The 22,629-nt window shown below is 69.0% G+C and carries 25 protein-coding genes; 14 read left to right on the forward strand and 11 right to left on the reverse strand.

Annotation, left to right across the window (positions count from 1 at the left end; all coding sequences use genetic code 11):
- Positions 1-109 precede the first annotated feature (109 nt).
- Positions 110-325, reverse strand: coding sequence for a hemin uptake protein HemP (locus tag KF887_07495; protein QYK42932.1), 216 nt, complete (start codon positions 323-325; stop codon positions 110-112).
- The gene (locus KF887_07500; protein QYK42933.1) at positions 322-480 is read right to left on the reverse strand and encodes a hypothetical protein; all 159 of its coding nucleotides are present in this window, start codon (positions 478-480) and stop codon (positions 322-324) included. Before KF887_07500 ends, KF887_07495 begins: the two co-directional genes overlap by 4 nt.
- A gap of 213 nt (positions 481-693) precedes the next feature.
- On the opposite strand from KF887_07500, the gene KF887_07505 reads away from it, so the two are divergent.
- On the forward strand, positions 694-1,398 hold the full coding sequence (locus tag KF887_07505; GenBank protein ID QYK42934.1) for a tellurite resistance TerB family protein: 705 nt from the start codon (positions 694-696) through the stop codon (positions 1,396-1,398).
- A gap of 13 nt (positions 1,399-1,411) precedes the next feature.
- On the opposite strand, the gene KF887_07510 is transcribed toward KF887_07505, so the two are convergent.
- Entirely contained in the window at positions 1,412-2,233 is an 822-nt protein-coding gene (locus tag KF887_07510) for an IclR family transcriptional regulator (protein ID QYK42935.1), read from the reverse strand.
- A 176-nt stretch (positions 2,234-2,409) separates the two neighbouring features.
- Here KF887_07510 and KF887_07515 point away from each other — a divergent pair, with 176 nt between their 5' ends.
- The 4 genes from KF887_07515 (at position 2,410) to KF887_07530 (ending at position 6,852) form a co-directional block, all read left to right on the forward strand.
- Positions 2,410-3,603, forward strand: coding sequence for an aminotransferase class V-fold PLP-dependent enzyme (locus KF887_07515; protein QYK42936.1), 1,194 nt, complete (start codon positions 2,410-2,412; stop codon positions 3,601-3,603).
- 67 nt (positions 3,604-3,670) lie between these two features.
- Positions 3,671-4,639, forward strand: coding sequence for a pyridoxal-phosphate dependent enzyme (locus tag KF887_07520; protein ID QYK42937.1), 969 nt, complete (start codon positions 3,671-3,673; stop codon positions 4,637-4,639).
- An 8-nt stretch (positions 4,640-4,647) separates the two neighbouring features.
- Complete coding sequence (locus KF887_07525; GenBank protein QYK43481.1) at positions 4,648-5,811, forward strand: DSD1 family PLP-dependent enzyme; 1,164 nt, start codon at positions 4,648-4,650, stop codon at positions 5,809-5,811.
- 81 nt (positions 5,812-5,892) lie between these two features.
- Positions 5,893-6,852 (forward strand): ornithine cyclodeaminase family protein, encoded by a 960-nt coding sequence (locus KF887_07530; protein ID QYK42938.1) that lies wholly within the window; start codon positions 5,893-5,895, stop codon positions 6,850-6,852.
- 165 nt (positions 6,853-7,017) lie between these two features.
- Here KF887_07530 and KF887_07535 read toward each other — a convergent pair whose 3' ends face one another.
- The 5 genes from KF887_07535 to KF887_07555 form a co-directional block, all read right to left on the reverse strand.
- On the reverse strand, positions 7,018-7,677 hold the full coding sequence (locus KF887_07535; GenBank protein ID QYK42939.1) for a glutathione S-transferase family protein: 660 nt from the start codon (positions 7,675-7,677) through the stop codon (positions 7,018-7,020).
- Positions 7,678-7,801: 124 nt separating this feature from the next.
- Positions 7,802-8,332 carry a dihydrofolate reductase family protein gene (locus KF887_07540; GenBank protein QYK42940.1) on the reverse strand — a complete coding sequence of 177 codons (531 nt, stop codon included), beginning with the start codon at positions 8,330-8,332 and terminating at the stop codon, positions 7,802-7,804.
- A 30-nt stretch (positions 8,333-8,362) separates the two neighbouring features.
- Entirely contained in the window at positions 8,363-8,986 is a 624-nt protein-coding gene (locus KF887_07545; GenBank protein ID QYK42941.1) for a winged helix-turn-helix transcriptional regulator, read from the reverse strand.
- 47 nt (positions 8,987-9,033) lie between these two features.
- A complete protein-coding gene (gene map, locus KF887_07550; GenBank protein QYK42942.1) occupies positions 9,034-9,783 on the reverse strand; it encodes a type I methionyl aminopeptidase in 750 nt (249 codons plus the stop codon).
- Positions 9,784-9,972: 189 nt separating this feature from the next.
- Positions 9,973-11,304 carry a flagellar biosynthesis protein FlgA gene (locus KF887_07555; GenBank protein QYK42943.1) on the reverse strand — a complete coding sequence of 444 codons (1,332 nt, stop codon included), beginning with the start codon at positions 11,302-11,304 and terminating at the stop codon, positions 9,973-9,975.
- 161 nt (positions 11,305-11,465) lie between these two features.
- Here KF887_07555 and KF887_07560 point away from each other — a divergent pair, with 161 nt between their 5' ends.
- Positions 11,466-12,443: an aldehyde dehydrogenase gene (locus tag KF887_07560; GenBank protein QYK42944.1), complete on the forward strand. Its 978-nt coding sequence runs from the start codon at positions 11,466-11,468 to the stop codon at positions 12,441-12,443.
- Here KF887_07560 and KF887_07565 read toward each other — a convergent pair.
- Positions 12,440-12,880: a nuclear transport factor 2 family protein gene (locus tag KF887_07565; GenBank protein QYK42945.1), complete on the reverse strand. Its 441-nt coding sequence runs from the start codon at positions 12,878-12,880 to the stop codon at positions 12,440-12,442. The genes KF887_07560 and KF887_07565 overlap by 4 nt on opposite strands.
- Positions 12,881-13,218: 338 nt before the next feature.
- Here KF887_07565 and KF887_07570 point away from each other — a divergent pair, with 338 nt between their 5' ends.
- The 6 genes from KF887_07570 (at position 13,219) to KF887_07595 (ending at position 18,535) form a co-directional block, all read left to right on the forward strand.
- A complete protein-coding gene (locus tag KF887_07570) occupies positions 13,219-13,779 on the forward strand; it encodes a F0F1 ATP synthase subunit delta (GenBank protein ID QYK42946.1) in 561 nt (186 codons plus the stop codon).
- Position 13,780: 1 nt separating this feature from the next.
- Positions 13,781-15,319, forward strand: a complete 1,539-nt coding sequence (gene atpA, locus KF887_07575; protein QYK42947.1) for a F0F1 ATP synthase subunit alpha — start codon at positions 13,781-13,783, stop codon at positions 15,317-15,319.
- A 23-nt stretch (positions 15,320-15,342) separates the two neighbouring features.
- The gene (locus KF887_07580) at positions 15,343-16,209 is read left to right on the forward strand and encodes a F0F1 ATP synthase subunit gamma (GenBank protein QYK42948.1); all 867 of its coding nucleotides are present in this window, start codon (positions 15,343-15,345) and stop codon (positions 16,207-16,209) included.
- A gap of 18 nt (positions 16,210-16,227) precedes the next feature.
- Positions 16,228-17,652 (forward strand): F0F1 ATP synthase subunit beta, encoded by a 1,425-nt coding sequence (gene atpD / locus KF887_07585; protein QYK42949.1) that lies wholly within the window; start codon positions 16,228-16,230, stop codon positions 17,650-17,652.
- A gap of 9 nt (positions 17,653-17,661) precedes the next feature.
- Positions 17,662-18,060, forward strand: a complete 399-nt coding sequence (locus tag KF887_07590; GenBank protein ID QYK42950.1) for a F0F1 ATP synthase subunit epsilon — start codon at positions 17,662-17,664, stop codon at positions 18,058-18,060.
- A 124-nt stretch (positions 18,061-18,184) separates the two neighbouring features.
- Positions 18,185-18,535, forward strand: a complete 351-nt coding sequence (locus KF887_07595) for an H-type lectin domain-containing protein (GenBank protein QYK43482.1) — start codon at positions 18,185-18,187, stop codon at positions 18,533-18,535.
- Positions 18,536-18,756: 221 nt separating this feature from the next.
- Here KF887_07595 and ettA read toward each other — a convergent pair whose 3' ends face one another.
- Both ettA and KF887_07605 read right to left on the reverse strand, forming a co-directional pair.
- Positions 18,757-20,412: an energy-dependent translational throttle protein EttA gene (gene ettA / locus KF887_07600; GenBank protein ID QYK42951.1), complete on the reverse strand. Its 1,656-nt coding sequence runs from the start codon at positions 20,410-20,412 to the stop codon at positions 18,757-18,759.
- 314 nt (positions 20,413-20,726) lie between these two features.
- Positions 20,727-21,179, reverse strand: coding sequence for a GNAT family N-acetyltransferase (locus tag KF887_07605; protein QYK42952.1), 453 nt, complete (start codon positions 21,177-21,179; stop codon positions 20,727-20,729).
- 99 nt (positions 21,180-21,278) lie between these two features.
- On the opposite strand from KF887_07605, the gene KF887_07610 reads away from it, so the two are divergent.
- Together KF887_07610 and KF887_07615 are read left to right on the forward strand one after the other, a co-directional pair.
- Positions 21,279-21,680, forward strand: a complete 402-nt coding sequence (locus tag KF887_07610) for a hypothetical protein (protein ID QYK42953.1) — start codon at positions 21,279-21,281, stop codon at positions 21,678-21,680.
- The gene (locus KF887_07615) at positions 21,677-22,621 is read left to right on the forward strand and encodes a sterol desaturase family protein (GenBank protein QYK42954.1); all 945 of its coding nucleotides are present in this window, start codon (positions 21,677-21,679) and stop codon (positions 22,619-22,621) included. Before KF887_07610 ends, KF887_07615 begins: the two co-directional genes overlap by 4 nt.
- The last annotated feature ends 8 nt before the right edge of the window (positions 22,622-22,629 follow it).

The raw sequence follows: 22,629 nt of genomic DNA on the forward strand, positions 1-22,629 counted from the left end.
TGAAATGGGGCTTGGCGCCGACCATGCCACCGAAGCGGCGCGCGGGTCAAAACCCCCGCCCGCGCCCGGGATGAATTGACGGGGCTTTCACGCCCGGCCGCGGCTGCCGCTATTTCGTCAGGATCAGCTTTCCGGCGCGGGTGATGCGCAGCACGTAAAGCTGGCCGTCCAGAATGATCTGCGCGGTGCCGCCCGGCCCCGTCAGGCGGCGCGCGTCGTGCAGGGGCGTCGCCTGCGCCGGTTGCGGCGGTACCTCGACGGCCTGGGGCAGCCGCAGCGGGCCGTCGATTCGCCGGGCATCCCGCCCGTTGAAGGCCACGGTCATGCCAGCCCCCCGATCCTGTCGAACAACTGGCGCAACCCGTGGCCGGGCGCGGTTTGGCCCTGCAGCGCAAGCGCCAGAAGATCGCGAAGGTCCGACATCCGGTCGGGGACCATGCGGTCCGGGGGCGGGGCAGAGGGGGGAAGGGCGGTTGTCATGCGCGGCTCCTGTCGGTTGGGTCCGGGCTGACCTTCCAGGCTGGCTTGGATGGCGAAAGCATAGCGCAGCGCGGAAGGGCGGTAAATCCCGATTCTTTTAATCTGAATTAGAGGCGTGCCCGCCCGATGTGACCACATCGTGATTGACGCTGCCTCGGGCCGTTCCCATGTGACGCGGGCGCCCGACCCCCGGCGCGCAGGCATGAGGACGACATGAAGAACGCGAAATCCCTACTGGACGGGCTGCTGGGAGGCGCATCGGCGCCCGGTGGCATGGGCGACATGGCGGCGCGGGCGCGGGGCGCCTGGGACGGGCAATCGGCGCTGACCAAGGGTGCGATTGCGGGCGGGCTTCTGGGTGTTCTGCTGGGCGGCAAGGATACCCGGCGCCTGGCAGGATCGGCGCTGAAGGTGGGCGGCGCGGCCGTGCTGGGCGGGCTTGCGTGGAAGGCCTGGCAGGACTGGCAGGCGGGCAAGGCGGCGCTGCCCGCGCCTGCCGGGGCGCCGCCCGTCGCGCTGCCGCCGCCGGGCGACACGCCCTTCCTGCCCGCCGATCCTGCGGCGGCTGACGATCTGGCCGCCCGCCTGGTGCAGGCCATGGTGGCCGCGGCCAAGGCCGACGGGCATGTCACCGGGATGGAGCGCCGCAGGATCGAGGGTCAGATCGCGGAACTGGGCCTGGGCGGCGAGGCGCAGGCGCTGATCGCGGCGGAACTCGATGCGCCACTGGACCCGGGACGCATCGCCGCCCTGGCCCGCGGCCCGGAGGAGGCGGCCGAGATCTATGCCGCCTCGCTGCTGGTCGTTGACCCGGAGGCCCCTGCCGAGAAGGGGTATCTGGCGATGCTGGCCGCAAGGATGGGGCTGGCGCCCGGGCTTGTCGCGCATCTGCACGCGCGGGTGGCGGACCTGACCTGAACACAGGGCGCGATCAGGGCCGCTGACCGCCCGTCGCCTCGGTGACGCGGTCGGCGGCCTCGCGCACCCGGGCGCCCAGCCGTGACGCATCGGACAGGCCGACGCGAAAAGCCGGGCCTGACACCGACAGACCCGCGACCGCCTCGCCAAAGGCATTGAACACGGGCGCCGCGATGCAGCGCATGCCCTCGGCGCGTTCCTGGTCGTCAACCGCAAAGCCGCGCTCGCGCGTCCGCGCCAGATCGCGCAGAAGCAGGCTTTCGCCCGTGATGGTGAGCGAGGTGAACCGCTCCAGTCCCTGTCGGGCCACGATCCCGCGCACCCGTTCTTCCGGATACCAGGCAAGCAATGCCTTGCCGATGCCCGAGCAATGCATCGCACCGCGGGTGCCGGGCGGAAAGAACGCGCGGATCGCCTCATGCGTCTCGACCTGGGCGAGGAACAGAACCTCGTCCTTCCACTCGACCCCCAGGTTTGCCGTCTCTCCGCTGGCGCGCATCAGCGCGTCCATCGGCTGGCGCGCCCGCTCGGCGATCTTGGTCCGCCGCAGGAAGGCCGAGCCGACGCGGAACGCGCCGCCGCCGATGTGCCAGACCTGCCCGGGTTCCTCGACCTCGACCATGCCATGCGCCTGCATGGTCACGAGCGCGCGATAGACCGTCGCGACCGCCTGCCCCGATACCTCGGCGAGTTCGCTGAGCGTCAGTCCGGGGTGGGCCGCCAGGCTTTCCAGAAGACCAAGCGCCCGGTCGAGCGCCTGCACCGTGTTCTGGTCGGTCTTGTCGTGGAAGGCGCGCGGCCGGCCGCGCGGTTTCTTCTGGGGGGCTTCGGCCATGATTCGTCGCTTTCCTGCAGAGAAACCGAAGGGGTGCGCCATGGTGAAAAAACGGCAAGCACCTGACATGGATAAACAATATCACGTTTTTCGTTGGACGAAAAACAATTTCGAAAAAATTGCCTGTGGCTGTTCCCCGGTCTAGACCCACATCCATCGCGTGCAGGGAGGTTACCATGACCAGCCAGAACCCCGTCTTCATCCCCGGGCCCACCAACATTCCCGACCGCATCCGCAAGGCCTGCGACATCCAGACGATGGATCACCGGTCGGCGGCCTTCGGACGGATCTTCCGCCCGGCGATTGCCGGGGTGCGGCGGGTGCTGAACATGGGGCCGGCGGGCGAGGTGCTGATCTACCCGGCGACCGGCACCGCCGGCTGGGAGGCCGCGATCACCAACACCCTGTCGCCCGGCGACACGGTCCTTGCCGCGCGCTTCGGCATGTTCAGCCACCGCTGGATCGACATGTGCCAGCGCCACGGCCTGGACGTGCAGGTCATCGAGACGCCGTGGGGCCAGGGTGCGCCGCTCGCGGCCATCGAGGCCGCATTGAAGGCCGATGCGGGCCACCGCATCCGTGCGGTTCTGGCCACCCACAACGAGACCGCGACCGGCGTGCGGTCGGACATCGGCGGCATCCGCCGCGCGATGGACCGGGCGGGGCATCCCGCCATGCTGATGGTGGATGGCGTGTCGTCGATCGGCTGCATGCCCTTCGACATGGCCGGCTGGGGCGTCGATATCGCGGTGACCGGCAGCCAGAAGGGTTTCATGCTGCCCGCGGGGCTGGCGATCCTGGGGCTGTCGCCGAAGGCCCTGGCGGCGATGGACAGCGCCACGCTGCCGCGCACCTTCCTCGACTTCCGCGACATGATGCGCACCAACGCGGCGGGCGGCTATCCCTACACCCCGGCCGTCGGCCTGATCGCCGGTCTGGCCGAGGCGATCGAGATGCTGGAAGAGGAAGGCCTTGACCATGTGTTCGCCCGCCATGCGCGCCTTGCCGAAGGCGTGCGCCGCGCGATCGCGGCCTGGGGCATGCGGCCCTGCGCGATGTCGCCCGACCTCTATTCCGAGACGGTGACGGCCGTCGTGGTGCCCGAGGGGTGCAACGGCACCGACCTGGTCAGGCTGGCCGCCGAGAAATATGGCGTCGCCTTTGGCGTCGGCCTGGGCGAGGTGGCGGGCAAGGTGTTCCGCATCGGGCACCTGGGGTCGCTGACCGATGTCATGGTCCTGGCCGGGCTTGCCACGGCCGAGATGTGCATGGCTGACCTTGGCTGGCCGGTGAAGCTGGGATCGGGTGTCGCGGCGGCGCAGGAATACTATCGCGGATCGGTGGCCGAGCCCGCCCGCGCGGCGGCATGAAGCGGCGGGACGCACCGGCATCGCCGCCGCGTCCCGCAATGGTCAATCCAGGATGAAAGGCCGAAAGATGAAGGATATGGACGGTCTGATGGTGCCGACGTTCGATGATGTGGTCGAGGCGCATGCGCGTATCCGGCCGCATATCCATCGCACGCCGGTCCTGACCTCGTCGTACCTGAATGCCCTGACGGGGGCGGAGCTGTTCTTCAAGTGCGAGAACTTCCAGAAGGCGGGCGCCTTCAAGGTGCGCGGGGCATCGAACGCGGTGTTCGGCCTGCGCGACGACCAGCTTGAACGCGGCGTCGCCACGCATTCCAGCGGCAACCACGCGCTGTCGCTCAGCTACGCGGCGGGGCGGCGGGGCATTCCCTGCCATGTCGTCATGCCCCGCACCGCGCCGCAGGCCAAGAAGGATGCGGTGAAAGGCTATGGCGGGATCATCACCGAATGCGAGCCCTCGACCAGCAGCCGCGAGGCGGTCTTTGCCGAGGTGCAGGCGCGCACCGGCGCCGATTTCGTGCATCCCTACAATGACCCGCGCGTGATCGCGGGGCAGGGCACCTGCTCGCGCGAGCTGCTCGAGCAGGTCGAGGGGCTGGATGCCGTCGTCGCCCCGATCGGCGGTGGCGGCATGATCTCGGGCACCTGCCTGACGCTGTCGAACCTGGCGCCGCAGGTAAGGATCTATGCCGCCGAACCGGTCAACGCGGATGACGCGGCGCGGTCGTTCCGCGCCGGGCACATCATCGCGGACGATGCGCCCGATACGGTGGCGGACGGGCTGAAGGTGCCGCTCAAGGAACTGACCTGGCATTTCGTCAGGACCCACGTGACCGATGTGCTGACCGCGACCGAGGACGAGATCGTCGACGCGATGAAGCTGACCTGGAAGCGGATGAAGATCGTGATCGAGGCATCCTGTTCGGTGCCGCTTGCCGTGATCCTGAAGAACCCCGAGGTCTTTCGCGGGCGCCGTGTCGGTGTGATCATCACCGGCGGCAACGTGGACCTCGACAAACTGCCCTGGATGAAATGAGGAACGCCATGAACATCGAGCCGAAATTCGAAGGACTGGAAGTGGGCTACGACATCCCGGCGCTGCCCGGGATGGATGAGGCCGACATCCAGACGCCCTGCCTGATCCTCGATCTGGACGCCCTGGAACGCAACATCCGCAAGATGGGCGATTACGCCCGCGCCCATGGCATGCGGCACCGCGTGCATGGCAAGATGCACAAATCGGTGGATGTGGCGCTGCTGCAGGAACGGCTGGGCGGGTCCTGCGGCGTGTGCTGCCAGAAGGTCAGCGAGGCCGAGGTTTTCGCCCGCGGCGGCATCCGGGACGTGCTGGTTTCGAACCAGGTGCGCGACCCGGCCAAGATCGACCGGCTGGCGCGCATCCCGAAACTGGGCGCGCGGACCATCGTCTGCGTCGATGACGTGGCGAATGTGGCTGACCTGTCGGCGGCGGCCGTGAAGCACGGCACGACGATCGAGTGCCTGGTCGAGATCGACTGCGGCGCCGGGCGCTGCGGCGTGACCACGACCCCGGCCGTGGTGGAGATCGCCCAGGCCATCGCGGCGGCGGCGGGGCTGAAGTTCTCGGGCATCCAGGCCTATCAGGGCGCCATGCAGCACATGGACAGCTATGACGACCGCAAGGCCAAGATCGACCTTGCCGTGGCGCAGGTGAAGGATGCGGTCGACGCGCTCAAGGCCCTCGGTCTTGACTGCGACATCGTCGGCGGCGGCGGCACCGGCAGCTACTATTTCGAAAGCAATTCGGGCGTCTACAACGAACTGCAATGCGGCAGCTATGCCTTCATGGATGCCGACTACGGCCGGATCCTCGACCAGCAGGGCCGCCGCATCGACCAGGGCGAGTGGGAGAATGCGCTGTTCATCCTGACCTCGGTCATGAGCCATGCCAAGGCCGACAAGGCCATCGTGGATGCCGGGCTGAAGGCGCAGTCGGTGGACTCGGGCCTGCCCGTGATCTTTGGCCGCGATGACGTCAAATACGTGAAGTGCAGCGACGAGCACGGGGTGGTCATGGACCCCGAGGGCAAGCTGAAGGTCGGTGACAAGCTGCGCCTCGTTCCCGGCCATTGCGACCCGACCTGCAACGTCCACGACTGGTATGTGGGCGTGCGCGGCGGCCGGGTCGAGGTGGTCTGGCCGGTCTCGGCCCGGGGCAAGGCCTACTGACGGCGGGTCGTGGCGGGGGCGCCGCCCCCGCCTGCGGCTCTCCGGCGGACGGGTCAGGACAGAAGAAGCAGGAGTGTGGCCATGCTGATCGTTCCCGAGGCGTTGATTGCGGACCTCGTGTCGCCCGAGGATGCCTTTGCGGCCGTCGAGGCGACCTTTGCCGCCATGGCCCGGGGTGAGGCCTACAACTTTCCCGTGGTGCGCGAGGCCCTGGGCGAGGGGCGGCAATACGGGTTCAAGTCCGGGCTGGATCGCGCGGGGGGGATGCTGGGCGTCAAGGCGGGGGGCTATTTTCCCGGCAATGCGGCGCGGGGCATGATCAACCACCAGTCCAGCGTCTTCCTGTTCGATCCCGACACCGGGCGCCCTGTGGCCATGGTGGGCGGGAATCTTCTGACCGCGCTGCGGACGGCCGCGGCCAGTGCGATCTCGATCGACCGTCTGGCGCGGCGGGATGCACGGGTGCTGGGCATGGTGGGGGCGGGGCATCAGGCCGCGTTCCAGCTGCGGGCGGCGGCCCGGGTGCGGCGCTTCGATCGGGTCATCGGCTGGAACTTTCATCCCGACATGCTGGGGCGGCTGGCCGGGGTTGCGGCGGAACTGGGCCTGCCCTTCGAGGCGGTGCCGCTGGAGCGGATGGCCGAGGCGGATGTGATCGTGACGATCACCTCCTCCCCTGCCGCCAGCCTGATGGCGGCCCATGTCTCGGCCGGGGCGCACCTTGCCTGCATGGGCACCGACACGCGCGGCAAGCAGGAGGTGGAGCCCGCGCTTCTGGCGCGGGCCACGGTGTTCTGCGACGAGGTGGCGCAATCGGTGACCATCGGCGAGGCGCAGCATGCGGTGGCGGCGGGGCTGGTGGCAGAGGCGGACATCGTGCCGCTGGGACAGGTGCTGGCAGGGACCCATCCAGGCCGGACCCGGCCCGAAGAGATCACCCTGTTCGACGGCACCGGGGTGGGCCTGCAGGACCTGGCCGTGGCCGACGTGGCGGTGCGCCGGGCGCGCGAGCGGGGGCAGGGAATCGAGGTTGCGGTCTGATCCCGCGGCGCGTCCCACGGTGGGACATTTTTCGAGGCGTTTTAAATCAATGGGTTGGCTTTCCGGGTTAACCACTTCTTCAGACTTCGGCCGGGCGCCGCGCGGGTTCGACGCCGACGGGGTGCCGGCCTGTGACGGTCCGCGGACGGTCGATGGACGCTTCGGTCATCCGCCGGTGTCCCGCTGTCGTGCCGTGAAGACCGCAAGCTGATCCGCAAAGGCACGCCGGAACGCGGGCCGCGCCTCGGCCCGGGCGATATAGGCGGCAAGGTTCGGGTACGCGTCCAGAAGCGGCGATCCGTTCAGGCGGCGCAGCACGCCCACCATCACCAGGTCCCCGGCACTGAACGCGCCGTCCAGCCAGTCTGCATCGCCAAGCCGGACCGAGAGCTGTCCCAGCCGTTCGCGGATGCGAGCCTCCATCAGCGGCAGCCGCGACGGGTGCCAACCCTGATCGCGTTCCGAATAATGGGCAGTCTCGCGTTCCAGGATCGGTGGTTCCACGGTGCATTGTGCCGCGAAAATCCACGAGATCGCGCGTGCCCGGGCGGCCGGGTCTTCGGGCAGCAGCCCCGCGCGCTGCCCTGCGACATGCAGCACGATCGCGCCGGATTCGAACAGCGCAAGGTCGCCATCCTGATAGGTCGGGATCTGCCCGAACGGGTGAAGCGCCAGATGGGCGGGTTCCTTCATCTGCCGGAACGACACCAGCCGGACCTCGTAGGGCTGGCCCACCTCCTCGAGCGCCCAGCGGACGCGCATGTCGCGCGCCTGTCCCTGCCCGCGGTCGGGCGATGCCGCGAAGGCCGTGATGATGACTGTCATGGCAGCGTTCCTTCCCGTCGATGGTGATCGCCAGTTCGGCCGTTGTTGCGCGAGGCCGGGTCGCGCAACAACGGACGCATGCACGCATCCGCCGCAGGCCCGACCCGACCGGGGGTGCGGGTGATCAGGCGGGAACGTAGGTCAGACGGATCGCGTCGCTGCCGATCCGGTCGCTGGCAACAAGGCGCAGGCGCGGTCGCGGCCCGGCGAAGAAGGGTGTGCCCCGGCCCAGGACGACCGGATGGAAGTAGAGCCGGTATTCATCAATCAGGCCAAGCTCGGTCAGGCTTTGCGCCAGAACCGTGCCGCACAGGTCGATCTCGCCTGCAAGTGTCGCCTTGAGCCCGCGCAGCGTCGTCTCGATGTCCTGCGACACCAGCGTGGCATTGGGGCCGACCTCGGACAGCGAGCGCGACACGACCCATTTCGGCTGGCCGCGCCATGCCGCCGCGAAGGCGTGTTCCCTGGCGGTCCAGCCGGGCTGGTCCTCGTCCCAGTAGCGCATGAGTTCATAGATGCGGCGGCCGCAGATGCTGCCGGCGGCGGCGCGCACCTGTTCGGTCCAGTGGTCGAAAAGCGCGGGGTCCGGCGCGAACTGCTCGTGGTCGACGTAGCCGTCGAGCGATACGTTCATTCCGCAAACAAACCTGGCCATGCCGCGACATCTCCATCCTGCGGCGTCAGCCTAGCCGGTGCCGGGGCGGATCGGAAGTGCTGCCGCCTGCGAGCGGCGTTCCAGTGCGTCCCACAGCCGCGCCCCGCGCGGCGACAGCGTGTATCCGGTGTGCAGGCTGCGGGTCAGGCCCAGGTCCTTCAACCGGCGGACCCGCCGCTTCAGGGCAGGCTGGTCCATCCCGAGGATGCGGGCGATCTCGGCCGATGGCGTTCCCTGCCGCTCGGCGATCAGGCGCAGCACGTTGGTTGTCCACGGGCCGCTTCGCGATGCCCGGTCGAGGGTGTCGAGGCCGTCGATCAGGGATTGCAGCGCCGGGCCCGAGAGATCGGCATCGTGCTGCAGGGCAATGCGGGGATCATGGCCCTCGACATGAAATCCGATGCGATAGAGCGCCCGGCCCTTGCCGCCCCGCAGGCCGGAAAGCAGCGCCTCGCGGCTGCCGAAACCGGCGCGCCGCGCCTCGGCATCGGATATCGCGCTGGCGTCGATTTCGGTCAGGCTGTCGATCCGCAGGACACCGGCGGGCGTCCGCAGGGTGCCGCCCGCCCTGACCGATGGCCGCTGCCAGCGGCGGAAGGCAAGGGTGACGCGGCCGGTGGCGATCTGGTCGAGGATATCGGATGTGAACAGCATGGCCTTTCCGGTGAGACGGCATTGCCGGGGCTGCGCCGCGTGGCCGGTCAGCCCGGCAGCGTGACGATGACCGCGCCGCGATCGGTCGCGACGACGGTGTGTTCGTACTGCACGACCGGCGCCGCGGGTTCGCTGTAAAGCGTCCAGTCGTCCTTGCCCCGGGTCGCCCAGATCGCGCCGCGCGACAGGAACGGCTCGACCGTCAGCACGAGGCCCCGGTGGATCCGCCGCCGGTCGTCGCGGGTGGGCCAGGTCGGCACGACCTCGGGCGGTTCGTGCAGGGCGCGGCCGACGCCGTGGCTGGCAAGGTTGCGGATCAGCGTGTAGCCGCGCTGTGCGGCAAAGCGGCCGATGGCGTTGCCGATGCCGGCCAGCGGCCGGTCATGGCCGACCTGCGCGATGCCGATCTGCATGGCGCGTTTCCCGTCGCGGCAGAGCCGGTCGAGCGAGGGCCGCACGGTGCCGACCCGGAAGGTCGCGCCGGTGTCGGCGAAATAGCCGTCCTTGCTGGCCGACACGTCGATGTTCACCAGATCGCCGGAGCGGATGACGCGGTCGCCGGGGATGCCGTGCGCGACCTCTTCGTTGACGCTGATGCAGGTGGCGCCCGGAAAGTCATAGGTGGTTTCCGGGGCGGGCAGGGCGCCCGCGCGTTCCAGGAGCGCGCGCCCGATGTCGTCGAGGTCCCGCGTCGTCATCCCGGGTTCCATCGCCTGTGCCATGGCCTGCATGGTGTTGGCCACGATGCGGCCGATGGCCTTGAGCCCGTCCAGTTCGTCCTGCTTGGTGATCGTCATGCTGGTTTTCCGGGCCGGTGCGGGGTTCTGGGGTGTGAGCCTAGCATCGGCGGCGGGCATTGTCCCGCACCGGCGCGGCCGTCGCCGGGCGGCGACAGCCTCCACGCCGGGCCACCGGGGCGTCCCACGATGGGACGCTGCGCGGTGTCAGGGAAATCAATGGGTTGAGGTGGTCCCGTTAAGGGGTTGTTAGGAATCGGGGCTGGCAGGTCGGGTCCAACCTGCCCGTTCCCCGATCATCTCGTGCCGCAGCCGCACGCCCATGGCGCCCTCGTCCAGCCTGACATCGGCCAGCGTCAGCACCGCGCCCGCCGGGATGTCGCGCAGGACCGGCACGCGGTGGGCGAGGCCGATGGGCAGGGCCCGCATCGCGCGGGAGGCGGTTGCGGGCATGGCGCGGCCCCAGACGGTGAATCCGCCCTCGCCGTCCAGCATCTCGCCGGCCTTCAATGCGCGCTTGGTGACGGCCACGGCGTCGCCGCGCCAGGCGCGGGTCTGGCCCGTCGGCTCGGCCCGCAGCGCGGCAGAGAGCACCGAGATCGACAGCTCCATTCCGATCAGGTGGAAGGGTTTGTACATCGCGGCATAGCGCCCGGTATCGTCGGTGGGCAGGCCATACTGGCGGAAGCAGGCGCTTGCATAGTCGGTCTGGGCGCGCAGGATGACATAGACGCCCCAGCGGAGATCGCGGAACACCGGGCGGCCGTCGCGTTCGAGGGATGACACGACCTCGGCCATGCCGTCGCGGTCGAGCTGGCCGCCGATGGCGCGGGGTCGCAGGGTGCGGGCCAGGTCATCGACCCCGCAGGGCGGAAAGCCGAGGCCCGCGTCCGGCACGTCAAGGCCGCAGGCATTGGCGATGGCGCACATCTCGATGGCCGATTTCGTACCGTCGAGAAAGCTGTTGAACATCTGGGGGTTCATGCCTGCGGCGCGGGCCTGTTCGGGGGTCAGGCCGTAGTGGTCCCAGACGTGGTCAGGGGTGACGCCGTGATAGGCGGGCAGGTATTTCGTGCCCTTGCCCGCCGCCGCCACGGCGAAGCCCGCGGCGCGCGCCCAGTCGACCATTTCGGCGACAAGTGCGGGCTGGTCGCCATAGGCCATCGAATAGACCACACCCGCCGCGCGGGCGCGGGCGGCAAGGACGGGGCCCGCCAGGACATCGGCCTCGACATTCACCATGACGACGTGGCGGCGCGCCTCGATGGCGGCGAGCGCATGGACGATCCCGGCCTCGGGGTGGCCGGTCGCCTCGATCACCACATCGACATCGGCGGCGGCGGCCTGCGTGCCGCTGTCGGTGAAGCGGGTGGCGGCGATCAGGTCATCCGGCCAGCCTGCGGCGCGGGCCTGGGCGCGGGCGCGATCGGGATCGAGATCGGCCACCACCGGCAGCGTGAGCCCTGCGACATGCGGCACCTGCGCCATGAACATGGTGCCGAACTTGCCCGCGCCGATCAGGGCGGCACGGACGGGGCGGCCCGCGTCGGCGCGGGCGGTGGCAAGGGATGCGAGGTTCATCGGTTTCCTCCTGTGAGGCCGAGCCTGCCCGGGCGGGGCGCCGGCCGCAAGGGGGCGGGCCGTTCCAAACCCTTGTCATGGTGACAAGATTCCCGGGCCCGCGGGCTTGCGGAGCGGGGCTGGCGGGTATTCTGTGAAGCGGCGGGCGGGGAGAGCGTGCGATGCGGGTGTTCATCAACGGCTTCGGGCGGATCGGACGGTCGGTGCTGCGCGCCTGGGCCGAGGCGCCGGATCGCTGGCCGGGGCTGGAGATCGCGGGGATCAACGACATCGCGGCGCCCGAGATGTGCGCCTATCTGTTCGGCTATGACAGCGTGTTCGGCCCCTGGCGGGGCAGCGTTTCGCTGGCGGACGGCGTGCTGGTCGTGAACGGGCGGGCGATTCCGCTGCACCGCGCGGCGGACCTGTCGACGCTGGATCTGACGGGCGTCGACGTGGTGATGGAATGCACCGGCCGGGCTGACACGGCCGAGGTGGCGGGGCGCGGTCTGCGGGCGGGGGCGGGGCGGGTGCTGGTGTCCGGCCCGTCCGGCGCGGCCGAGGCGACGGTGGTGCTGGGTGCGAACGAGGCTGTGATCGGGGCGCAGCGCATCCTGTCGAACGCGTCATGCACGACGAATGCCATGGCACCGCTGGTGCGGTTCCTGCACGACGGCTGGGGAATCGCCACCGGTTCGATGACGACGGTGCATTGCTACACCGGAAGCCAGCCGACGGTGGATGCGCCCGCCGCCGATTTCGCGCGGTCGCGCGCCGCTGCCCTGTCGATGGTGCCGACCACGACCTCGGCGGCGCGGCTGCTGGATACGGTGCTGCCGCAGGTGGCGGGGCGGATCGTGGCGCAGGCGGTGCGGGTGCCGGTGGCCAGCGTGTCCTGCATCGATCTTGTGGTGCAGACGGCACGGCCCGCGGATGCCGCGGCGGTCAACGCCGGGCTGCGCGCGGCGGGCGGGGTGATCGGGACGACCGACCTGCCGCTGGTGTCGTCGGACCTGCGGGCGCGGCCGGAAAGCCTGGTGGTGGCCTGCCCGGAAACCAAGGTCACGCCGCAGGGCCTGCTGCGGGTGTTCGGCTGGTATGACAACGAATGGGGCTTTTCCAACCGGATGCTGGATGTCGCGATGCGGATGCGCGGCTAGGGTGCTGGGTGCCACATGTCGGCGCTGATCTGCCAGCCCTGCGGCGTCAGCACGAAATAGACGAGCGACCGGCCCCGCACGACGACGGCAGCCTGGCCGGGGGGCGAGACGGTGATTTCCCATGTCCACATGACCGCCGCGCGGTCGCTGCCCCGCTCGGTGCGGATGTCGCCGAAGGCGATGGCCGACAGTCCGCCCGCCAGGTTCTGCGCCCAGGCCTGGCCGATGGCGTCGCGCCCGGCGATCGGGGGCGACGCGGGGTTCAGCACCACGGCATCGGGCGCATAGATCGCGGCGATGGCCTTGGCGTCGCGGGCATTGACCGCCGCGACGAAGACCTCGGCGGCCCGGCGCGGGGCATCGAGGGCAAGCTCGGCGCCCGCGGCGCCGGGACCCAGGCACAGCAGGGCAATCGCTGCGGATCGGATGGGCGGCATGGCACGCTCCTGCTGGACGGGCGGATGCTAGCACGGTTCCGGCGGTTGCTCGACCCTGCTGATTCTGGTGGCGGGGCCCGGAATGCGGCGATGCAGCGACGGCGTTGCGGCAGGTGCAGCTTCAAAGCGTCGCAGGCGTGGCGGATGTGGCGGCGCGCCTGAGAAATGGCGGGCCGGCGGGGGCTGCCGACAGTGACCTTCCCGGTTGCGAGGTATGAAACCCTCTGCTACACGCGGGGCCGAAATGCGGCGCCGGGAAGGCTTCGGGCGCCGGGCAATGCCCTTGTGTGCGGTCCCTGGGCCGCAATCGGCGGGGCAAGGACAACGGAAGGGCTGACGTGTCGGAATCTGCCTCGATATCCTCCGGTATTGCCGCGCGCTACGCTTCGGCGCTGTTCGATCTGTCAAGGGACGAGGGCGCGCTTGCCACGCTGGAGGGGGATGCGGATGCGCTCGACGCCGCGATGGCCGCCAGCGAGGACCTGCGCGACCTGATCTCGAGCCCGCTGTATTCGCGTGAGGATCAGGCCGCCGCGATGGCCGCGGTTGGCGCGAAGATGGGCCTGTCGGCGCTGACCGCGAACACCATCGCGCTGATGGCGTCGAAGCGCCGCCTGTTCGTCCTGCCCCAGCTGGTCGCCCAGGTGCGCGCGCTGATCGCCACCGAGAAGGGCGAGATCACGGCCGAGGTGTCCTCGGCCGTCGCGCTGACCAAGGCACAGGCCAAGGCGCTGTCGGATACCATCGCCGCCCGCGTGGGCAAGAAGGTGAAACTCAAGGCGTCCGTCGATGAAGGGCTCATCGGCGGACTTGTCGTCAAGGTCGGCTCCACGATGATCGACACCTCGATCCGTGCCAAGCTCGCCTCCCTCCAGAATGCCATGAAAGAGGTCGGATAACATGGGAATCCAGGCTGCCGAGATCTCTGCGATCCTCAAGGAGCAGATCAAGAACTTCGGTAAGGACGCCGAGGTGGCCGAAGTCGGTCGCGTGCTGTCGGTGGGCGACGGGATCGCCCGGGTCCACGGGCTCGACAACGTGCAGGCCGGCGAGATGGTCGAATTCCCCGGCGGCATCCGCGGGATGGCGCTGAACCTGGAAGTCGACAACGTCGGCATCGTGATCTTCGGCGACGACCGTTCGATCAAGGAAGGCGACACCGTCAAGCGCACCAACTCGATCGTGGACGTGCCGGCGGGCGATGCGCTGCTCGGCCGCGTGGTCGATGGCCTGGGCAACCCGATCGACGGCAAGGGCGCGATTGCCGCGACCGAGCGCCGCGTGGCCGACGTGAAGGCCCCGGGGATCATCCCGCGCAAGTCGGTGCATGAACCGATGGCCACCGGCCTGAAGTCGATCGACGCGATGACGCCGGTTGGCCGCGGCCAGCGCGAGCTGATCATCGGCGACCGCCAGACCGGCAAGACTGCCGTGGCGCTCGACACCATCCTGAACCAGAAGGTCTATAACGACGCCGCCGGTTCGGATGAATCGAAGAAGCTCTACTGCATCTATGTCGCCATCGGGCAGAAGCGCTCGACCGTGGCGCAGCTGGTGAAGAAGCTCGAGGAAACCGGCGCGATGGCCTATACCATCGTGGTGGCCGCGACCGCCTCGGACCCCGCGCCGATGCAGTTCCTGGCGCCCTATTCGGCAACCGCGATGGCGGAATACTTCCGCGACAACGGCCGCCATGCGCTGATCATCTATGATGACCTGTCCAAGCAGGCCGTGGCCTATCGCCAGATGTCGCTGCTGCTGCGCCGCCCGCCGGGGCGCGAGGCCTATCCGGGCGACGTTTTCTACCTGCACTCGCGCCTGCTGGAGCGTTCGGCGAAGCTGAACAGCGATTTCGGGGCCGGCTCGCTGACCGCGCTGCCGATCATCGAGACCCAGGCCGGCGACATCTCGGCCTATATCCCGACCAACGTGATCTCGATCACCGACGGCCAGATCTTCCTTGAATCCGAACTGTTCTACCAGGGTGTCCGCCCGGCCGTGAACACCGGCCTGTCGGTCAGCCGCGTGGGTTCGGCCGCGCAGACCGCGGCGATGAAGTCGGTGGCGGGCAAGATCAAGCTGGAACTGGCGCAGTATCGCGAGATGGCGGCCTTCGCGCAGTTCGGGTCCGACCTCGACGCGGCGACCCAGGCGCTGCTGAACCGCGGCGCCCGCCTGACCGAGCTGATGAAGCAGCCGCAGTATTCGCCGCTGACCAACGCCGAACAGGTGGTCGTGATCTGCTCGGGCACGCTCGGCTATCTCGACAAGGTCGGCGTGCGCGACGTGGGCCGGTTCGAGGCGGGGCTTCTGAAGCACCTGCGCACGAACTGCCGCGACCTGCTGGAGGACATCACCCGGAACGACCGGAAGGTTGCAGGCGATCTGGAGAAGGCGATCCGCTCGGCGATCGAGACCTTCGCCAAAGACTTCGCCTGAGCGGGCGCGGGGAGTAAGGCGCGATGCCCAGCCTGAAGGCACTCAAGAACCGGATCGCCAGCGTCAAGAACACGCGGAAGATCACCAAGGCCATGCAGATGGTCGCCGCGGCGAAACTGCGCCGCGCGCAGGAGGCCGCCGAGGCCGCACGGCCCTATGCCGAGCGGATGAATGCCGTGATCGGCGGCCTTGCCGCCGGTCAGGCCGGGTCGGATGCCGCGCCGCGGCTTCTGGCCGGGACGGGCCGGGACCAGGTGCACCTGCTGGTGGTCATGACGGCCGAGCGGGGGCTTTGCGGCGGCTTCAACTCGACCATCGCGCGGCTGGCCCGCGCGCGGGCGAACGAGTTGCTTGCGCAGGGCAAGACCGTGAAGATCCTGACGGTCGGCAAGAAGGGGCGCGAACAGCTGAAGCGCGACCATGCCGAGCGTTTCGTGGGCCATGTGGACCTGAGCGACGTGAAGCGGGTTGGCTATGCCGAGGCGTCGCGGGTTGCCCGTGACGTGCTGGCGCGGTTCGACGCGGGCGAGTTCGACGTGGCGACGATCTTCTACAACCGCTTCCAGTCGGTGATCAGCCAGGTCCCGACCGCCAAGCAGGTGATCCCCGCCGCCTACGAGACCACGGGCGAAAGCGCGCTGTACGACTACGAGCCGAGCGAGGAGGCCATCCTGGCCGACCTTCTGCCGCGCGGCGTGGCCACGCAGATCTTCACCGCCCTTCTGGAAAACGGCGCCAGCGAGCAGGGCGCGCGGATGTCCGCGATGGACAACGCGACGCGCAACGCGGGCGAAATGATCAACCGTCTGACGATCCAGTACAACCGGAGCCGTCAGGCCGCGATCACCAAAGAGCTTATCGAAATCATCTCGGGCGCCGAGGCGCTCTGACGGAACCGGAGTTTGGACATGGCAAAGGCAACTGGCAAAGTCACGCAGGTGATCGGCGCCGTGGTGGACGTGCAGTTCGACGGTGCGCTTCCGGCGATCCTGAACGCGCTTGAGACCACGAACAACGGCAAGCGTCTGGTTCTGGAAGTGGCGCAGCACCTGGGCGAAAGCACCGTGCGCTGCATCGCCATGGACGCGACCGAGGGTCTGGTGCGCGGCGCGGCCGTGACCGACATGGAGGGCCCGATCTCGGTGCCGGTGGGCGACCTGACGCTGGGCCGCATCCTGAACGTGGTGGGCGACGCGATCGACGAGCGCGGCGCCATCACCGACGCGCCGCTGCGCGCGATCCACCAGCCCGCCCCCGACTTTGCCGCGCAGTCGACCGAGGCGCAGATCCTCGTCACCGGCATCAAGGTGATCGACCTGCTGGCGCCCTATTCCAAGGGCGGCAAGATCGGCCTGTTCGGCGGCGCCGGCGTGGGCAAGACGGTTCTGATCCAGGAACTGATCAACAACATCGCCAAGGTGCACTCGGGCTATTCGGTGTTCGCGGGCGTGGGCGAACGGACCCGCGAGGGGAATGACCTGTACCACGAGTTCATCGAGTCGGGCGTCATCAACATCGACGACCTGACGAAGTCGAAGGTGGCCCTGGTCTATGGCCAGATGAACGAGCCCCCGGGCGCGCGTGCCCGCGTGGCGCTGACCGGCCTGACGCTGGCCGAACAGTTCCGCGACCAGTCCGGCACGGACGTGCTGTTCTTCGTGGACAACATCTTCCGCTTCACCCAGGCCGGTTCGGAAGTGTCCGCGCTTCTGGGCCGCATCCCCTCGGCCGTGGGCTATCAGCCGACGCTGGCCACCGACATGGGCGCGCTGCAGGAACGCATCACCTCGACCAAGGCGGGCTCGATCACCTCGGTGCAGGCGATCTACGTGCCGGCCGACGACCTGACCGACCCTGCGCCCGCCACCTCGTTCGCGCACCTCGACGCGACCACCACGCTGAGCCGGGCGATCTCGGAACTCGGGATCTATCCGGCGGTGGACCCGCTCGACTCGACCTCGCGCCTGATGGACCCGCAGATCCTGGGCGAGGAGCATTACACCGTGGCCCGTTCGGTGCAGGGCATCCTGCAGCGCTACAAGTCGCTGCAGGACATCATCGCCATCCTCGGGATGGACGAACTGTCGGAAGAGGACAAGCTGACGGTGGCCCGCGCGCGGAAGATCCAGCGTTTCCTGTCGCAGCCCTTCGACGTGGCGCAGGTGTTCACCGGCTCGCCCGGGGTGCAGGTGCCGCTGGAAAAGACCATCGCCAGCTTCAAGGCGGTCGTCGCGGGCGAGTATGACCATCTGCCCGAGGGCGCCTTCTACATGGTGGGCGACATCGACGAGGCGGTGGCCAAGGCACAGAAGATGGCCGCGGCTGCGGCATAAGGGGGCGACATGGCTGGCACGGTGCAATTCGACCTCGTGTCGCCGGAGCGCAGGCTTGCCTCCGTCTCGGCGACCGAGGTGCAGATCCCGGGCGCCGACGGCGACCTGACGGCGATGGAGGGGCACGCCCCCACCATCACCACGCTGCGCCCCGGCATCCTGCGCGCGGTCGCGGGGGACGGGACCAAGGCCTATGTGGTGACCGGCGGCTTTGCCGAGATCACGGCGGGCGCGGTGTCGGTGCTGGCCGAGCGGGCGGTTCCGGCAGAGGAGGCCTCGGCCGCGATGCTGGAGGCCCTGGTGGCCGAGGCGCGCGAGGCTGCGGCGGCCGCGGGCCCCGAGACGCGGGACGCGGCGGAAAAGGCGGTCGGCGACATGCTGGCGCTCAAGGCGGCGGCGGGCCACTGACCCGTCGCCGACGGTTGTGCGGGGGCCCTGCCACGGCGGGGCCCTTTGTCGTAGAGCGGCTTGAATTTTCCACCTTTCCGCCCGTTTTTCATGCGAGGGTCGGGGGATCATGACGAAGGGCCGGATGAAGCGGTTTTCCACATCCTCGATCGGCATCCAGCAGGGCAGCCGCGTGCTGTTCTCGGATTTCGCCGACGGGGGGCAGATGTGGACGGGGCAGGGCCCGCGCGAGAGCCGCCATGTGATCACCTTCAAGGAAGCCTTCTCGGACCTGCCGGTGGTGACGGTGGGAATCTCGATGTGGGACATGGACCAGAAAACCAACCTGCGCGCCGACATCGGCGCCGAGAAGGTGACGGCCGAGGGGTTTCATATCGTCTTCAAGACCTGGGGCGATACCCGCGTGGCCCGCATCCGGGCCGAATGGATGGCAATCGGTCCGGTCCGGGACGAGGACGACTGGGACGTGGACTGAGGCACGCCCCGGGGGGCGTCCCACGATGGGACGCTGCGCGAGGCAAGCGAAATCAATGGCTTGCCCTCGCGAATTTACGGATCGTTAGGGATTGGCCGCAGGTCGCGCGGATGGGCATCGGCCCGGCGGCCTGCCGGGGGTGCGCGCATCGCCGTGACGCATCGGGGGCAACCGGGGGTCCATCCACGCCCTGCGCGCGGCGAGGATGGACCCCCACGCCCTCAGCGGGCGAATTTCTTGTACTTCACGCGCTTCGGTTCCACCGAGTCCGGGCCGAGGCGGCGGATCTTGTCTTCCTCGTAGGCTTCGAAGTTGCCCTCGAACCATTCGACATGGGCATCCCCCTCGAAGGCGAGGATGTGGGTGCAAAGGCGGTCGAGGAAGAAGCGGTCGTGGCTGATGATCACGGCGCAACCCGCGAAGTCCTCGAGCGCGGCCTCGAGCGCCTGCAGGGTTTCCACGTCAAGATCGTTGGTCGGTTCGTCGAGCAGCAGCACATTGCCGCCGCGCCGCAGCAGTTTCGCCATGTGGACGCGGTTGCGTTCGCCCCCCGACAGGAGGCCGACCTTCTTCTGCTGGTCGCCGCCCTTGAAGTTGAAGGCGCCGCAATAGGCCCGGCTGTTCATCGTGGCATCGCCGATGTCGAGGATCTCGAGCCCTTCCGAAATCTCTTCCCACACCGTCTTGCCGGCGTCGAGCGCGTCGCGCGACTGGTCGACATAGGCAAGCTGCACGGTGTCGCCGAAGGTGACGGTGCCCGCGTCGGGGGCGAGTTCGCCCGTCAGCATGCGGAACAGCGTGGACTTGCCCGCGCCGTTCGGCCCGATGACGCCGACGATCCCGCCCGGCGGCAGCGAGAAGGTCAGGTTCTCGATCAGCAGCTTGTCGCCCATGGCCTTTTTCAGGCCCTCGACCTCGATCACCTTGCCGCCGAGGCGCGGGCCGTTGGGGATGATGATCTGCGCCGAGGTGATCTTTTCGCGCTCGGTCTTTGCCGCCATCTCTTCATAGGCGTTGATCCGGGCCTTCTGCTTGGCCTGCCGCGCCTTGGCGCCCGCGCGGATCCATTCCAGTTCGCGCTCCAGCACCTTCTGCTTGGCCTTGTCCTCGCGCGCCTCCTGCGCCAGGCGCTTGGCCTTCTGTTCCAGCCAGGCGGAATAGTTGCCCTCGTAGGGGATGCCCCGGCCGCGGTCGAGTTCGAGAATCCAGCCGGTGATGTCGTCAAGGAAGTAGCGGTCATGGGTGACGATCAGGATCGTGCCCCGGTATTCGATCAGGTGCTTCTGAAGCCAGGCGATGGTTTCGGCATCCAGGTGGTTGGTCGGTTCGTCCAGCAGCAGCATGTCGGGCGCCTCCAGCAGGAGCTTGCAGAGCGCGACGCGGCGTTTCTCGCCGCCCGAGAGGGTATCGACCCGCGCATCGTCGGGCGGGCAGCGCAGCGCTTCCATGGCCACGTCGATCTGGCTGTCGAGATCCCACAGGTTCTCGCCGTCGATCTCGTCCTGGAGCCTGGCCATTTCCTCGGCCGTCTCGTCCGAATAGTTCATCGCCAGTTCGTTGTAGCGGTCGAGCTTGGCCTGTTTCGCGGCGACGCCCAGCATGACGTTGCCGCGCACGTCGAGCGCGGGGTCAAGCTGGGGTTCCTGCGGCAGGTAGCCCACCCGCGCGCCCTTGGCGGCCCAGGCCTCGCCGGTGAAATCCTTGTCGATCCCGGCCATCACCCGCAGCAGCGTGGACTTGCCCGAACCGTTGACGCCGACGACGCCGATCTTGACCCCGGGCAGGAAGTTCAGGCGGATGTTCTCGAACACCTTCTTGCCGCCCGGATAGGCCTTGGACACGCCGTCCATGTGATAGACGTACTGGTAGCTGGCCATGACTTACCCCCGCGGCTGGTGACGGGGCGTTCTATCCTGCGGGCGGCGCGGAGCCAAGGGATTAGGCGGCGCCTCGGGTGGCGGAACGGGAAAAGCCCGGCGAACCCGACAAGGCTGTCGAGCGGTGGCGCGGGCGCGTGCCTGGGTGCCGCCTGACCGGCTTCGCGCGGCGCCCGGCCAGCGCGTGCCGCCGCCAGCGCCGCGCCCCATGGCCGGTGATGCCGCCCCGGATGCGCGTCGCGGCGCCAGACGCCCGGCTCCGGCCGATTCGATGCCGATGGCGCAACGGCCGGACGGGCCGCGCGCCGGGGGCTTCAGATCGCCTTGGCGAACCAGTGGCCGGCGTAGGGGTTGTCGTTGTAGCGCGCCACGGGCAGCCAGCCCTCGCGCCGGTAGAAGGCGATGGCTTCGGCGAGGGTGGGGTGGGTGTCGAGCACGAGGCGCGTGGCGCCCATGGCGCGGGCCGCATCCTCGGCGGCCTGCATCAGGCGGCGGGCAAGGCCGGTGCCGCGCGCGTCGGCGGCGACCCAGAGGCGCTTGACCTCACGCGTCGCGGGATCGGGGCCGGGGGCGAGACCGACGCAGCCCCGGGGCGGATCGCCCGCGATCAGGAAGGCCCCGTGCGGCGGGTGGAAGGCGGCGCCATGGGGGCCCGGCCCGGGGTCGAAACCTTCGGGGAATCGGGCCGCAAGTTCGGCGAAGTAGGCGGCAAGGCAGGTGTCCGCGGCGGGGCCGTCGGGGTCGGCGGGGGTGATGGCGGGTGTCATGGCGGGGGGCAGCATGGCGCGGCGGCGCGGGTGACGCAACGCCGCGATTGACCGGCCGGGCCAAGCCGGGGCAGCCTGCGGCAGCGGGGGGAACAGGGAATGCCGCTGGAGTTGCTGCTTGTGCTGGTGGTGGGGGGCATCGCGGGGATCGCGGTGCTGCTGCACCTGACCGGCGCTTCGCGGCGGTTCGACCTGTCGGACGCTGAGGCCGTGCGCACCGGCTGGGCGCGGCATTTTCCGCAGGACACGGTGACGGCGGTGCATCTGGCGCCGGGGGGCATGGCGGCGATGGTGGAAACCCGGGGCGGGCCGGGGCTGATCCGGTCCTTCGGGGCCGATACGGTGGCGCATCGCATCCGGGGGGCCGATGCGGTGGCGCGGGGGCTGCGGCTGCGGTTCGACGATTTCGGGGCGCCGCCGGTGGTGGTGGCGATGCCGGCCGCCATGGCGGCGGACTGGCTGGGGCGGCTTGCCGCGACAGAGAGGAGAGACGCGGCATGATGGGCGACCTGCAGTATCCGGACGTGGTGCAATGGGCGGTGCCGCTGTTCATCCTGCTGATCCTGATCGAGATCGGCTACATCATCTGGCGCCGCAAGGGCGGGCGCTACGAGACCCGCGACGCGGTGACGAGCCTGATCATGGGGGCGGGCAATGTGGCCGAGGGGATCCTGCTGGGGTTCGTGGGCTTTGCCTTCTACATGCTGCTGTGGCGCTTGACGCCGCTGGACCTGGGAACCTCGATTCCGGTGGTGATCCTGTGCTTCGTGCTGGATGATCTGCGCTACTACTGGGTGCATCGTATCGGGCACCGCTGCCGCTGGGTCTGGGCCAGCCATGTGAACCACCATTCGAGCCAGCACTACAACCTGACGACCGCCCTGCGGCAGACCTGGACCGGCACCTTCACCTTCATGATGATCGTGCGGGCGCCGCTGGTGCTGCTGGGGTTCCATCCGGCGATGATCGTGTTCGTGGGCGGGCTGAACCTGATCTATCAGTTCTGGATCCATACCGAGGCAGTCGGGCGCCTGCCCCGCTGGGTCGAGGCGGTGATGAACACGCCGTCGCACCACCGGGTGCACCATGGCCGCAACCCGCGCTATCTGGATGCGAACTATGCGGGGGTGTTCATCATCTGGGACAAGCTGTTCGGCACCTTCGTGCCCGAGCTGGACCGCGAGAAGCCGGATTACGGGCTGGTCCACAACCTTGGCACGTTCAACCCGATCCGCATCGCGTTCCACGAATGGGTGGGCATCTGGCGCGACGTGACGCAGCGCGGGATCACCTGGCGCGACCGGGTGATGTATGCGTTCGGCCCCCCGGGCTGGAGCCACGATGGCAGCCGCGAGACCTCCGAGGCGATCAAGCGCGCACATCTGTCGCGCCACCCGGAAGAGGCCGGGACGCCCGGGTTCGAGGACGTGACGGCGCGGTAGGCGCGCGG

Source organism: Paracoccaceae bacterium (assembly GCA_019454225.1).
In the GTDB taxonomy this organism is placed as follows: domain Bacteria; phylum Pseudomonadota; class Alphaproteobacteria; order Rhodobacterales; family Rhodobacteraceae.